This window comes from Erythrobacter sp. THAF29 (assembly GCF_009363635.1).
GTDB lineage: Bacteria > Pseudomonadota > Alphaproteobacteria > Sphingomonadales > Sphingomonadaceae > Erythrobacter.
This window is the reverse complement of the sequence record NZ_CP045392.1, coordinates 3,075,101-3,088,039: the sequence shown is the minus strand read 5'-3', so window position 1 is coordinate 3,088,039 and position 12,939 is coordinate 3,075,101. Positions and strand designations below refer to the sequence as shown.

General features: G+C 62.0%; 9 protein-coding genes. 5 read left to right on the top strand and 4 right to left on the bottom strand.

What is annotated here, in order from left to right; translation table 11 throughout:
- Positions 1–3 precede the first annotated feature (3 nt).
- From FIU90_RS14880 to FIU90_RS14860, 5 genes are all read left to right on the top strand, one after another.
- The gene (locus FIU90_RS14880) at positions 4–1,170 is read left to right on the top strand and encodes an MFS transporter (protein WP_152435490.1); all 1,167 of its coding nucleotides are present in this window, start codon (positions 4–6) and stop codon (positions 1,168–1,170) included.
- A gap of 105 nt (positions 1,171–1,275) precedes the next feature.
- A complete protein-coding gene (locus FIU90_RS14875; RefSeq protein WP_234029550.1) occupies positions 1,276–3,669 on the top strand; it encodes a glycoside hydrolase family 3 protein in 2,394 nt (797 codons plus the stop codon).
- A gap of 110 nt (positions 3,670–3,779) precedes the next feature.
- Entirely contained in the window at positions 3,780–5,363 is a 1,584-nt protein-coding gene (locus FIU90_RS14870; protein WP_152435489.1) for a sodium/sugar symporter, read from the top strand.
- A gap of 51 nt (positions 5,364–5,414) precedes the next feature.
- Positions 5,415–6,317: an NAD(P)H-binding protein gene (locus FIU90_RS14865; protein WP_234029549.1), complete on the top strand. Its 903-nt coding sequence runs from the start codon at positions 5,415–5,417 to the stop codon at positions 6,315–6,317.
- Positions 6,314–8,014, top strand: coding sequence for a solute:sodium symporter family transporter (locus tag FIU90_RS14860; protein WP_152435487.1), 1,701 nt, complete (start codon positions 6,314–6,316; stop codon positions 8,012–8,014). Before FIU90_RS14865 ends, FIU90_RS14860 begins: the two co-directional genes overlap by 4 nt.
- Here the strand turns inward: FIU90_RS14860 and FIU90_RS14855 are convergent.
- The 4 genes from FIU90_RS14855 to FIU90_RS14840 are packed head-to-tail and all read right to left on the bottom strand — an operon-like array spanning position 8,011 to position 12,851.
- Positions 8,011–8,919 carry a TauD/TfdA family dioxygenase gene (locus tag FIU90_RS14855; RefSeq protein ID WP_152435486.1) on the bottom strand — a complete coding sequence of 303 codons (909 nt, stop codon included), beginning with the start codon at positions 8,917–8,919 and terminating at the stop codon, positions 8,011–8,013. The genes FIU90_RS14860 and FIU90_RS14855 overlap by 4 nt on opposite strands.
- Complete coding sequence (locus FIU90_RS14850; protein WP_234029548.1) at positions 8,912–9,868, bottom strand: aldo/keto reductase; 957 nt, start codon at positions 9,866–9,868, stop codon at positions 8,912–8,914. The genes FIU90_RS14855 and FIU90_RS14850 overlap by 8 nt, the downstream gene beginning before the upstream one ends.
- A gap of 2 nt (positions 9,869–9,870) precedes the next feature.
- The gene (locus FIU90_RS14845) at positions 9,871–10,950 is read right to left on the bottom strand and encodes a Gfo/Idh/MocA family protein (RefSeq protein ID WP_152435485.1); all 1,080 of its coding nucleotides are present in this window, start codon (positions 10,948–10,950) and stop codon (positions 9,871–9,873) included.
- Positions 10,947–12,851 (bottom strand): beta-galactosidase, encoded by a 1,905-nt coding sequence (locus FIU90_RS14840; protein ID WP_152435484.1) that lies wholly within the window; start codon positions 12,849–12,851, stop codon positions 10,947–10,949. Before FIU90_RS14840 ends, FIU90_RS14845 begins: the two co-directional genes overlap by 4 nt.
- Positions 12,852–12,939: the final 88 nt, after the last annotated feature.

The following is a 12,939-nucleotide window of genomic DNA, read 5'->3' as shown; positions in this document are numbered from 1 at the left end:
CCCATGTGGTTTCTCGTCGTATTCGCACTCGCCGCCGGCGGGGGCGCGGTCGCTTATGTGCCGCTTCTGACTGTCCTGCTTCCACTCAAGATCACTGCATTGCTCGGTTCGGAGGATGTGGCCTCGCTTGCACGTGTGACTTTTTACGGAGCGATCGTCGCCAGCTTGGCGAATATCGCTTTCGGAATGATAAGCGACCGAAGCGGGGTTAGGCTTCCATGGGTGGTTGCCGGTCTGATCTCGTCAAGCATCCTGCTCGTAATGATCGGTGAAGCTCGCTCGCTCACCATGCTGATCGTGTTGATTATGGCTTGGCAAACGTGCCAAAACATGATGCTCGGACCGCTTCTAGCGTGGGCGGGCGATTGTGTTCCAGACAGCCAGAAGGGAACGCTGGGAGGGCTGCTTGCGATGGCGCCTGCGCTGGGAGCCCTTGCGGGCTCTCTGGTGACTTTCGAAGCGCTCGTCCCGGAGCAATACCGGCTCGTAACCGTCGCTCTGCTGGTTGCCGTTCTGGTTTTACCTGCGATCGTGATCGGGCGCGGGCGCTCGATCCCCGAGCTTAAGAAACCGGTGGGGCGTGCCGAGGCCGGCACGCTCGATCACCGTCGCTCTCGTTCGGCGGTGAGTCGTATGTGGCTGGCGCGCTTCCTCGTCCAGATTTCCGAGGCTGGGTTGTTCGCATTCCTGCTGTTCTGGCTGCGCTCAATCTCAGAAGGGTTTCACGAGAACACCGCAGCCAATATTTTCAGTGCGGTGCTGGTCGTGTCGATCCCGCTCTCGCTTATCATCGGCAGGTGGTCGGATGCGCATGGTCGCCCGATCAGGCCGCTTGCCGCTTGCGCCGCGATCGCCGGTATCGGCCTTGTCGCCATGTCGATTTCAACCGAGCTTCCGACTGCCATCGCGGGCTATGTCGTATTCGGTATTGCTGCGTCGATCTTTCTCTCGCTCCACACGAGCCAGACATTGCGCGTTCTGCCACAGCCACAGCATCGCGGGCGCGACCTCGGCATTTTCAACCTCACCAATACGATCCCCTCGATCGTGATGCCGTGGATCACGCTCGCGCTGGTACCGGGTTTCGGCTTTTCCGGATTGTTCATCCTTTTCGCTTGCCTTGCGGTGGTCGCAGCCCTGCTTCTGGCCACCCTTCCACGCCACGCATGAAGGCTTGATTTTTATTGATCTGCATGCAACCAATGGCGCGCTTGAGAACGTTCTCAAAAATGGGGCTGCTCAAGCGCTTTTTGTCTTGGGAGGGGGTATTCGGACATGCGTATTTTCGGTCGGTTGATGGCAGCCACTGCTCTTGCCGGATTGGCTGCCGCTTGCTCCTATGCGCCGGTGCAGACGGCGGCGAGCGAGGCAGCGACAGAAGTTCGGGAAGCTGCCGAAAACACGACGGAAGCCGAAATCGCCGACCTCGTTTCGCGCATGTCGCTCGAGCGTAAGGTTGCTCAGTTGATCCAGCCGCAGATCAACTCGGTCACTCCTGAAGAAATGCGCAAGTACCGCTGGGGAAGCTACCTCAATGGCGGCAATGGCGGCCCCTATGGAGACGAGTTCGCGCCCGCTTCTGAGTGGCTGCGCCTCGCCGATGAAATGTGGGATGCTTCGACCGCTCCGTTGCCGGGAGACGAGCCGGTGATCCCGACGATGTGGGGTACCGACGCGGTGCACGGTCACACCAACGTGATCGGCGCGACGATTTTCCCGCACAATATCGGCCTCGGCGCGACGCGGGACTTGGACCTCGTTCGCCAAATCGGCGCCGCCACCGCGACCGAGATCGAAGTCACCGGGATCGATTGGAACTTCTCGCCCACCGTCGCAGTCGCACGCGATGATCGCTGGGGCCGCACCTACGAAAGTTACTCCGAGAACCCCGAACTGGTGGCCGCAATGGGTGCTGCACTGATCGAGGGTCTGCAGGGCAAGCCCGGCGCTGACGATTACCTGGGCCGCGGACGGGTGATTGCGACCGCGAAACACTTCTTCGGCGACGGAGGAACCGAACAGGGCGTCGACCAGGGCGACGTCAATGGGGACATCGACAAACTCAAGGCGATCCACGCGGTGCCCTATCCAGTCGCCATCGACGCTGGCGTAGAAACGATCATGGCGAGTTTCAATTCGATCAACGGCACCAAGATGCACGGCAACAAGGAGCTGCTGACCGGCGTTCTGCGCGAGGAGATGGGCTTCGAGGGGCTTGTCGTGGGCGACTGGAACGCGCACGGGCAGATCAAGGGTTGCACTGTCTCGGACTGTCCGCAATCGCTGCTCGCCGGGCTCGATATCTATATGGTTCCCGATGACGCCGTCGCGCTTTACGAGTCATTACTCTCACAGGTTCGCGACGGCACTGTACCAGAGGCCCGGATCGATGAGGCTGTGACGCGCATCCTGCGCGTCAAAATGCGCGCCGGGCTGCTCGGGCCCGATGCGAAGAAGCCGTCTCAACGGGCCAATGCAGGTGAATATGACAAACTGGGCATGGCCCCGCACCGAGCGGTGGCGCGCGAAGCAGTCGCGAAGTCGCAGGTTATCCTCAAGAACAACGGTGTATTGCCGCTGAAGCCAGGCGCAAGCATTCTCGTCGCCGGCGAGGCGGCCGACAGCATTGCTCAGGCGGCGGGCGGATGGACGCTGACCTGGCAGGGCGGACGTGAACTGACCAACGACCCCTACTTCCCCGGCGCGACATCGATCTGGGCAGGGATCGAAGAGGCCGCGCGCGAAGCCGGCGGTGCGGCGACGCTCTCGGCCGACGGCAGCTATTCCGCCAGGCCCGACGTGGCGATCGTCGTATTTGGCGAGCAGCCCTATGCTGAGTTTGCCGGCGACCTCAAGAACATGGTGTTTGGCGATGAAGAGGGCCTCGCTCTCCTCCGCAAATTCGAAGCGGAAGGCATACCGGCAGTCGCGGTGTTCCTTTCCGGCAGGCCGCTCTGGATGAACCGCGAACTCAATGCCTCCGATGCATTTGTCGCGTCTTGGCTGCCGGGCAGCGAAGGTGCTGGCGTTGCCGATGTGCTGTTCGGCAAGACGCCGGCAACCGGAAAGCTGTCCTTCAGCTGGCCCGCAAACTGCGAGGGTGCGCCGGTCAACGGTCCGGAAGACGCGCTTTTTGGCTTCGGTTACGGCCGGTCGCTGACCGACACCGCGCCGTTAGGCGATCTCGATGAGACCTGCGGTTTCCTTGGAGATCGGATCGCGACCGATTGGTATGTGAACGGTCGCCTTACTGCAGGTATCACCGCTTCTGCCGGAGGTGCGGCCCTGCCGAACCTGCGCGGCGAGGCCGGCGGCATTATGGCTCGGGGTATCGACAAGGATCGCCAGGAGGACGCGCGCGAGATCACGTTCGGTCCGAACAGCAGCATCACGTTTGCAGGTGAGGGGGAGGGCGCTTTCGTCATCACCTACAACCTCGCCTCGGCGCCTCCGGGCACGGTAACGGTATCGGGCGGCACGACCACCACTGAGGTAAGTAGCAGGCTGACAGTTGCCTCCGGCAAGGGTTGGCGCGAAATGGTGCTGACAGAGGCATGTCTCGGCCCGGTGGGTGAAGGCCTGACGATTTCGACAGATGCGCCGATGAGCATTTCGATCGCACGGATTTCGAGGCAGGAGCTTCCGGCAAATACGCAATGCTCTTTCTAAGAGCGCAATCGAATGCCTATGGACGAAGCCATACAGACAGCTAGTCCTTAGGCAGATGGGATCAGGGTTATGGCCGCTAAGAGCCGGGGCCCTCGGGGGAGAAAAACCAAGTGACGCTCGAAACAATCGATATCATCATCATCGCGGGCTACGCGATTGCGCTTCTTGGTATTGCGCTGTTCGTCAGTCGCGAACCCGAAGGGCATGAAAAGAATACCGAGGATTACTTCCTCGCCGGCCGGGCATTGCCGTGGTGGGCGATCGGTGCCTCGCTTATTGCATCGAACATATCCGCCGAACAGATCATCGGCCAGTCGGGGCAGGGTTTCGCTGTCGGTATGGCGATTGCTGCCTATGAATGGCAGGCGGCCATCGTTCTCATCATCGTTGCCAAGTATTTCCTGCCGATCTTTCTCAAGCGCAAGATCTACACCATGCCGCAATTTCTGCAGCAGCGTTATGGCGATGGCGTCAAGAACCTGATGAGCGTGTTCTGGGTTGCGCTTTACACCGCCGTGAACCTCACGACTGTGCTGTGGCTTGGAGGCCTTGCGGTCGATACGCTGACCGGCTGGGGCGTGATGGCATCCATGATGGCACTCGCCGGATTTGCCGCGCTCTATTCTCTATATGGCGGCCTGAAGGCCGTTGCGCTGACCGATATTATCCAGGTTGTGATCCTGATCCTTGGCGGTTTTGCGATTACCTGGTTCGCATTGGAGGCGCTCCCTGCCGATGGGGCGCTGGGTGGTTTGGGCTATCTGATGCAGGAGATGCCAGGCCATTTCGAAATGATCCTTGATGAAGACCATCCGGCCTATTCTGACCTTCCGGGAATCTGGACGCTTCTTGGTGGCCTGTGGGTGCTTCATTTCAGCTACTGGGGCTTCAACCAATACATCATCCAGCGCGCGCTGGGGGCCGAGAGCCTGGGCGAGGCGCAAAAGGGCCTCGCCTTTGCCGCCTTCCTCAAGCTGCTTGTGCCGTTCATCGTCGTGATACCGGGTATTGCGGCGGTCATTCTGGCGCAGCAGGGTGATCTCAATGCGACTGCCCTGGCCGGTGCATCGGACCGAACCTATGGCGAACTGATGGGCTTCGCGCCCGCCGGGCTTCGCGGCCTTGTGTTCGCGGCACTGATCGCGGCAGTTGTCTCGTCGCTCGCTTCGATGATGAACTCCATCTCAACGATCTTCACCATGGACCTCTATCGCAGCGCGCGTCCCAACGAGAACGAGCACCACTATGTGATGGTCGGGCGGATCACGGCCTTCACCGCAATGGCGATTGCTCTCGTTCTTGCACGTCCCTTCATTGGCGGCTTTGCGAGCGCCTTCCAGACCGTGCAGGAATACACCGGCTACATCGCACCCGGTGTGGTCATCGTCTTCCTGCTTGGCTTTTTCGACAAGAAGGCCAACGCGGCAGGCGCCTTCACCGCGCTGATCGGGTCGGTCGTGCTCAATGTTGTCGTCAACGCGGTGTTCCCCGAGCTCCCCTTTGTGGTGCGGATCTGGATCGTCTTTCTTGTCGGGCTTGTGGCCGCGGCAGTCGTGTCGCGCGTTACGACCGCACCGGAAGAAGATCGCACCGTGCACCTCGAAGATATCGCCTTTGGCACGAGCACGCTGTTCAACACGCTGGCGGCAATCACGGTGGCGATCCTTGTCGGCCTCTATGTCATCCTGTGGTGATGCGCTAAGCCCCGCCCTGTGAAGGACGGGGCGAAGCACACTCGGATACTTGTGGCGGGAACCAGCGGCACGATCGGTCGCGCGGTCGCCGACGCACTTCTGGCGGATGGGCACACGGTCACGTGTCTCAATCGACGTGAGGTCGGGGTCGCAAAAGATGCCCGGCTGGCCGTGGCCCGTTTCGACGACAGAGCGTCCCTTGGCAAAGCGGTCGCCACGGCTCGGCCGAGCGCTGTGATTTCCTGCATAGCCTCGCGCAGCGGCGCGCCGAAAGATGCGCATGCGGTCGACTACCAGGCCAATTCCAATCTGCTCGTCGCTGCCGAGCGGGCAGGCGCCGAGCATTTCATTCTCCTCTCTGCCATCTGCGTGCAGAAGCCTCGCCTCGCCTTCCAGCATGCCAAGCTCGCCTTCGAGGCTGAGTTGGTTGCGAGTTCGATCGACCACACGATCGTGCGCCCCACCGCGTTCTTCAAATCGCTGTCCGGTCAGGCCCGCCGCGTCGCGAAAGGCGGCAGGTTCATGCTGTTCGGCGACGGTGAACTCACCCGTTGCAAGCCGATCAGCGACCGCGACTGTGCGCGTTTCGTCGCAGATTGCGTCTTCGATCCGGCACGGCGTGGGCAAGTCCTACCCATAGGCGGGCCGGGACCTGCGATCTCACTGAAAGAGCAGGGCGAATTGCTGTTCGAGGCAGCACGCAGGAAACCGCGCTTCCAATCCATTTCGCCCCGCATGTTCACTGTGATTGCCCGCATCCTGTCGGTTGCTGCGCCCTTCTTGGATTGGTTCGCGACAAAGGCCGAGTATGCCCGTATTGCGCACTATTATGCGACCGAGAGCATGCTTGTGCTCGATCCCGAAAGCGGTGAGTACAACGAAGAGATGACCCCCGAATTCGGCGAAGACCGGTTGGCCGACCACTACAAATTCTTGCTGGAGCCCGACGGATGACTGGCTCCAACCTCCTCTTCACGCTGGCAAGCTGCGCGTTTTTCATGGCGCTGGTCGGCTGGATCAGTTGGGTGAAGACGCGCGGAACGGCCGAGACGCAGGAAGGCTATTTCCTCGCCGGACGCGGGCTGGGGGCGACCTTCATCGCAGGTTCGCTGCTGCTCACCAATCTCTCTGCCGAGCAGCTCATCGGCCTCAACGGCTCGGCCTATGGCTACAACATGTCGAGCATGGGGTGGGAGGTGACGGCAGCGATCGCGACCATCGCGATGGCGCTGATTTTCCTTCCCAGATATCTTGCGGGCGCTTTCACCACGCTCCCGCAATTCCTCAACGACCGCTTCGACCCCACGGTCAGGCGCTTGTCAGTGGTGCTGTTCATGCTCGGCTATGGCTTCGTCACGATCCCGAGCGTGCTGTATTCGGGCAGTCTCGCGGTGATCGCCCTGTTCGATGTGCCCGCCCTAACGGGCCTTGGCGATTTCGAGGCACTGGTCGCGATGGTCATCGTGATCGGCGTGATCGGCTCGATCTACGCGATCTTCGGGGGGCTTCGCGCGGTGGCCGTGTCCGACACGCTGAACGGTGTCGGGCTGCTCATCATCGGTGTGCTTGTCCCCGTGTTCGGCCTGCTTGCGCTGGGAGCAGGAGATTTGGGGGAGGGGCTTGCCCGGCTCACGAGCGAGCATCCGGAAAAGCTGAACGCGATCGGCGGGGCCGACGATCCGACGCCGTTCGGAACGCTGTTTACCGGAATGCTGTTCGCGAACCTGTTTTACTGGTGCACCAACCAATATGTGATCCAGCGGACGCTCGGGGCGCAAAGCCTTGCCGAAGGGCAGAAGGGGGTGCTGCTTTCCGGCTTCTTCAAGATCCTGGTTCCCTTCCTGATGATGATCCCGGGTGTCATCGCGTTCCACCTTTACGGACCCGGCCTCGGTTCGATCGACGAGGCCTATCCGCGCCTCATCCGCGATGTGCTTCCAGCCTATCTTTCGGGCTTTTTCCTTGCTGTCCTGCTTGGCGCGGTGTTCTCCTCGTTCAATTCCCTGCTCAATTCGGCGGCCACGCTGTTCAGTCTCGATGTCTATGCCCCGGCACGCGGCGAGAAGGCGAGCGATGCCGAGCTTGTCCGCGTTGCCAAGATCGCGAGCCTCGTGATCGCGCTGTTCTCTTTCGCGGTCGCGCCGATGCTGGCCTTCGCACCCGAAGGACTGTGGCAGGTGATCCGCATCTTCACCGGCTTTTACAACATCCCGACCGTGGTGATCGTGATTGTGGGCCTGTTCACCACCCGTGTGCCCGCTCTCGGGGCGAAGATCGTGATCGTCTTCCATGTCGTCGCATATGCAATGCTCCGTTTCGTTTTCGACGATGTGGTGACGCTGCACTTCCTCCACCAATACGCGATCCTGTTCGCGATCGAGGTTGCCATCATGCTCGCCTGCGGCTGGTTTGCCCCGCGCGACGAGGCATGGAGTTTCACGCGCCGGGAGAAGGTCGACATGACCCCGTGGATCTATGCAAGGCCGCTGGCAGTGACGCTGCTGAGCTGCGTGGTTGCGACCTATCTGCTGTTCTCACCGATTGGACTGGCTTCCGGATCGGGCCTTGGATCTGTCTTTGCCGCGCTGATGGCTGCGTTGATCTTGGGCAACGCGATTATCTGGGCCGTGGCTGCGCGCAGAACCGCCTAAGCCACGAGCGAGGCGAGCACGCGGCGCTCGCCTTTGAACGGCCTCCTGCCGTGCATCACGAGAAAATTGTCGACCAGGGCGACATCGCCCGCCTGCCAGCTGATATCGGCGGTCAGTTCGTCGGCAATCTCGATGGCCGGTGCCATGTCTTCGCCCGTGATCGGAGAGCCGTCGCCAAAGGTGATCGAGCGATTGGGATCGTTCCTGCTGTCGGCCCAGCCCCTGAACGCGGCGATCAGCTGGTTGAAGAAGGTCCGCCTGCCATCGGGAAGCACCCGGATTGCCGGTAGCGCGGGGGTGGTTGCCTGCAAGACGTCATCCTCCTGCCACTCCCACGCATAGCCAAGATCTCCGAGCCGAGCCTCCGCGGTCGCGCGGTTCGAGACGCTGAGCGTGCTGCGCCACGAACGTCCTTGGCCGGATCCCGCATCGTCGCTTTCGGGCATGACATTGGTGTAGCGCACGCCGTGCGCCTCCAGCCGCTCGACGAAGCCGGGTGCCTCGCGCGCCAGCCGTTCGAGCACCCAGTCCGATCGGCACACCGGCGTTTCGCCACCTTCCTGCGCTGAGATCTCGCAATAGAAGAACAGTTTCGATGGATAGAGCGGCGTCTGGGCCATTTCGTGGTGGAGAAAGATCTCGGTCGTCGGCGGGGCTTCGTTGGCGGTGAAGACGCGCGGCGTGACATTCGTGCGGACCGCGTTCGAAAGCGAGTCTTCATAGGTGAAGCCCGGCTCGCCATACCCCTCGATCGCCGTGTCGAAAGCCTGCGCGTCGGGGACGTCGAACCCGCGGAACAGCAGCGCACCCGCCTCGCCGAGCGCTGCATCGACCGCCGCTTTATTGGTGCGAAGAAACGCGGCGAGATCGCCGCCGCCTGTGATGATCGCCGGAAAGTCAGTCATAAATCGGGTGGAACGTGTTGAAGGCGACTTCGGTGAAAGTGCCGGGATCGTTGAACCGGCGGTTCTGGTTCAATGCGCTGATCGCCGCCATCTCGACCTGAGACAGCTTGAAATCGTCGATGGCGAGGTTCTCGCGCATCCGATCAGGCTTGGTGGTCTTGGGAATGATCGCGGTGCCGCGCTGGATGCCCCAGCGCAGCAGAACCTGCGCCGGTGTCTTTCCGTGCGCATCGGCGGCGACCATGACCGGGGCGGCTTTCAAGAGGCTTTCCCCCTCGCTCGCCATGTCGAGCTCGAAATAGCTTTGTGCGCCCAGCGGGGAAAAGGCGGTGACATCGATACCATAATCGCCCGCAAGCCGGATCAGCCTTTCCTGCGTGAGGTAGGGATGGCTTTCGATCTGGAGCATTGCGGGCTTGATCCGCGCATAGCTCATCAGGTCATGGATGAGCGCCGTGTTGTAGTTGCACACGCCGATATTCTTCACGAGGCCTGAATCGACCAGCGCCTCCATCGCCGCCCATGTCTCGTGAAGCGGAATGGCAGCGCGCTCCATCCGGGGATTCTGCGCGTCGGGATCGTAGACCCATTCGGGCGGATATCGCTTCTCGATCGGGACATGGCGAAGCGCGATCGGAAAGTGGACGAGATAGAGATCGAGATAATCGAGCCGCAGGTCCGAGAGCGATTTGCGGCAGGCCTCCTCGACATGCTCGGGCGCGTGAAAGGTGTTCCACAGTTTCGACGTGACCCAAAGGTCTTCGCGGCCGGCCAACCCCTCCGACATGGCCCGCGCCAACCCTTCGCCGGTCTGCTCCTCGTTGGCGTAATCGGCTGCGCTGTCGAAATGCCGATAGCCCGCGCGCACCGCCTCGACCACGCAATCGGCGGTCTCCTCCTGCGGGATTTTCCAGAGGCCGAAGCCGATACGGGGCATTCCATTGAGCACGTTCAGACCTCTTCGTCGAATTGGATGTCGACCGGATTGCCGGTGGCGATGCTTTGCTGCGCGGCGGCACCCATCACCACCGAGCGATAGCCGTCGCGCGCAGTAATAAGCGGCGATGATCCCTTTACCAGTGCCGCGTGAAAATCACGCTGCTGGAAGAAGGTCGCACCGTGGTGATCGCCTGCCGCGAGCGCGTTCGCCGGTGTCTCGACATGGGTGACGACCGGACCCGAGCGATCGCGCGGCGACCAGGTGACCTCGCCCGCAGGAAGCTTCACCTCGAGCTTGCCCACCGGACCGACCGCGCTGATCTCCTCCTGCTGCGCCGAACCCTCGGCAAACATGCAAAGATCGAGCATGGCGCGCGCGCCGCGTGTAAAATCGACCAGCACGAAAGCGTTGTCGATGATGTCCGGCACCTCGCCGTCATAGGCCTCGTCGAGGTGGTTCACGTCCTGCGCGCCGCTGGCGAGGACCCGCACCGGCTCGTCTTCGAGGATATGGCGCATGAGGTCGAAGAAATGGCAGCACTTCTCCACCAGCGTGCCGCCGGTGTTGCGGTTGAACCGGTTCCAGTCGCCGACCTTGGGCAGGAAGGGGAAGCGGTGTTCGCGGATCGCGAGCATCTTGATTTCGCCCGCCTCGCCTGAATGAACTCGCTCGATGAAGGAGGTGACAGGCGGCATGTAGCGGTATTCGAGTCCGACCCAGAAGAGACCGGCATGGTCGCGGGCGGCTTTCGCGAGCGCCAGGGCATCCCCCACCGTCGTGCACATCGGCTTTTCGAGCAGGATCGCAGAGCCTGTCGCCATCACGGGCTTCACCACATCGAAATGGGTGAAATTGGGCGATGCAATGATGACCGCGTCGGGCTTTGCCTCGGCAAGCATGGCCTCGTTATCGGAGAAAAGGCGCACATCCTGCCCGAGCCGGGCGGCCAGATTCCCGGCAGCCTCGCGAGAACCCGGATCGGGATCGGCAATCGCGACCAGCTGCGCGCCGGGCACGAGCGCGAGATTGCGCATGTGCTCGCGGCCCATCATGCCGCAGCCGATTATCGCATAGGTGCGGGTCTCGCTCATCCTTCGAGCGCCGTAATCGAAACGCCCCCAGGGTCAATCACTTCGCCCGTGAGGTCGAAGCGCACGGGACTTGCCGAATAGTTGAATGCGAACAGGTGGGTCGCTGTGCGCCTTATGCGCAGGCCTTCGGGCAGGGCGACTGTTTCGACGCCCGCCTCGGTAGCCATCGCGGTAACGAGCCGGTCGAGCAGCGAGCGGTCGGGCCAGGCTGCGCAGTAACGGATGCCGTCGTTCCTGAACACGACACCGCGCCCGCCGGGAAGCGCAAACTCGGGTTCCAGATCGCTTTCGATGTCCTCGATCCAGCGCGAGATCGTCCACCCGTCGCCGGATTCTTGCACGCCGTCGCGCAGGCTTTCCACCCGTGTGACGGTCAACGGCAGGATTGGCCGCAGATCGCCGGGAGGAAGACCTGGGGGAATAGTGAAGCTTTCGGTCTTGCTGCCCGAGCGCGGACCGATCAGTGAAGCACCGCCAAAGTCTGCAAGTTTATCGGCAAAGGCGCTCGGCGCAATCGGCAGGGTCGGCACGAGGACCATGCGGTAGAAGTCGAGCGCGGCATCGGGCGACACGATATCGACATCGAGCCCCTGCCGGCGCAGCGCGGAATACCATTCATAAACCAGCTCGAGATAGCGGAAGCTGCGGCCCTGTGGCTGGATGCCGCACACCCAGGCGGCCTCATAGGAAAAGACGAGCGCGGCGCTCGCTGCCGCCGTCTTTTGTTCGCCGATCCTCTCGATCGCCTGCGCAGCCTCGCGGGCCTCGCTCGCTGCCTCGGCCTCGCTGCTGTCCGGACGCAGGAGCCCGGCATGCATCTGCTCTTGCGCAAACGGAGCCTGCCGCCACCGGAAATAGCTCAGGAATTCGGCACCGTGCGCCATCGCCTCGAGCGTCCACAGCCTGACCATGCCGGGGAGCGGTGCGGGATTGAACCGCGCCCAGTTCACCGGCCCCGGCTGCTGCTCCATCACCCCCCATCGCCCGTTCGCGCAGCCGCGGTAAAGGTCGTGGTGGAAGGCTGCGATGTCAGGGTGGCCCTGCCGCAGATAGTCGCGCTTTTCGTCTTCCGAAAACCAGAACTGTTCGAGAAATCCGAGCGGGTAGCTGTCCCACGAGGCGATATCGATTTCGCGCCCGACTGCGTGGTGGTCGAACTCGGTGAAGAAGCCCATGAAATTGTGCGTGATCGGAGCGGCGGAATGCTCGCGCAGGATCTCGACCTGTTCAAGGTTGAAGCTCGCCACCTCGTCGGAGGCGAAGCGGCGATAATCGAGCCAGTGGGCCGGGTTGGCCTCCGTCACGGTGAGATTGGGCGGGTCGATTTCGTCGAAGCCGCGATATTCCATGCTCCAGAAGACATTGCCCCACGCGGCGTTGAGTGCATCGACCGTGCCGTATCGCGCCTCCAGCCATTCGCGGAAGCGCGCGGCTGCGGCCCCGGAGAACGCCAGGACGGTGTCGTGGCAGCCATATTCGTTGTCGGTCTGCCACATGGCGATTGCCGGGTGCTTGCCATAACGCTCCGCGAGCGCGCGCGTGATCCTTTGGCTCTCGGCGCGATATCCGGTGTGGGAGAAGCAGTAATGCCGCCGCGATCCGAAGCCGCGCGGGTGGCCCTGTTCATCGATCGCGACCATGTCCGGCATCGAATCGACCAGCCATTTGGGCGGGGTCGCGGTGGGGGTGCCGAGGATGACATCGAGGCCTGCCGCGTGGAGAGTTTCGACAGCGCGGTCGAGCCAGCCCCATTCGAACCGGCCCGGTTCCGGCTCGATCCGGCTCCAGGCAAATTCCCCGATCCGCACCAGCGACAGCCCCATTTCGGCCATGCGCCGCGCATCGTCCGCCCATTGCGTCTCGGGCCAATGTTCGGGATAATAGCAACAACCTAGCTTCATGGCCTTGCCGTTTCGGCATGCCGGACAGGTAATGCAAGCAAGATCATTGCCGCAATGCATTTACACATATAAAAATATCTTTATATGT

Bases quoted from the DNA above. Each gene is read 5' to 3' on its own strand.
- FIU90_RS14880 (WP_152435490.1), top strand. From the start codon at position 4: ATGTGGTTTCTCGTCGTATTCGCACTCGCCGCCGGCGGGGGCGCGGTC.
- FIU90_RS14845 (WP_152435485.1), bottom strand. From the start codon at position 10,950: ATGAGCGAGACCCGCACCTATGCGATAATCGGCTGCGGCATGATGGGC.
- FIU90_RS14840 (WP_152435484.1), bottom strand. From the start codon at position 12,851: ATGAAGCTAGGTTGTTGCTATTATCCCGAACATTGGCCCGAGACGCAA.
- FIU90_RS14860 (WP_152435487.1), top strand. From the start codon at position 6,314: ATGACTGGCTCCAACCTCCTCTTCACGCTGGCAAGCTGCGCGTTTTTC.
- FIU90_RS14875 (WP_234029550.1), top strand. From the start codon at position 1,276: ATGCGTATTTTCGGTCGGTTGATGGCAGCCACTGCTCTTGCCGGATTG.
- FIU90_RS14855 (WP_152435486.1), bottom strand. From the start codon at position 8,919: ATGACTGACTTTCCGGCGATCATCACAGGCGGCGGCGATCTCGCCGCG.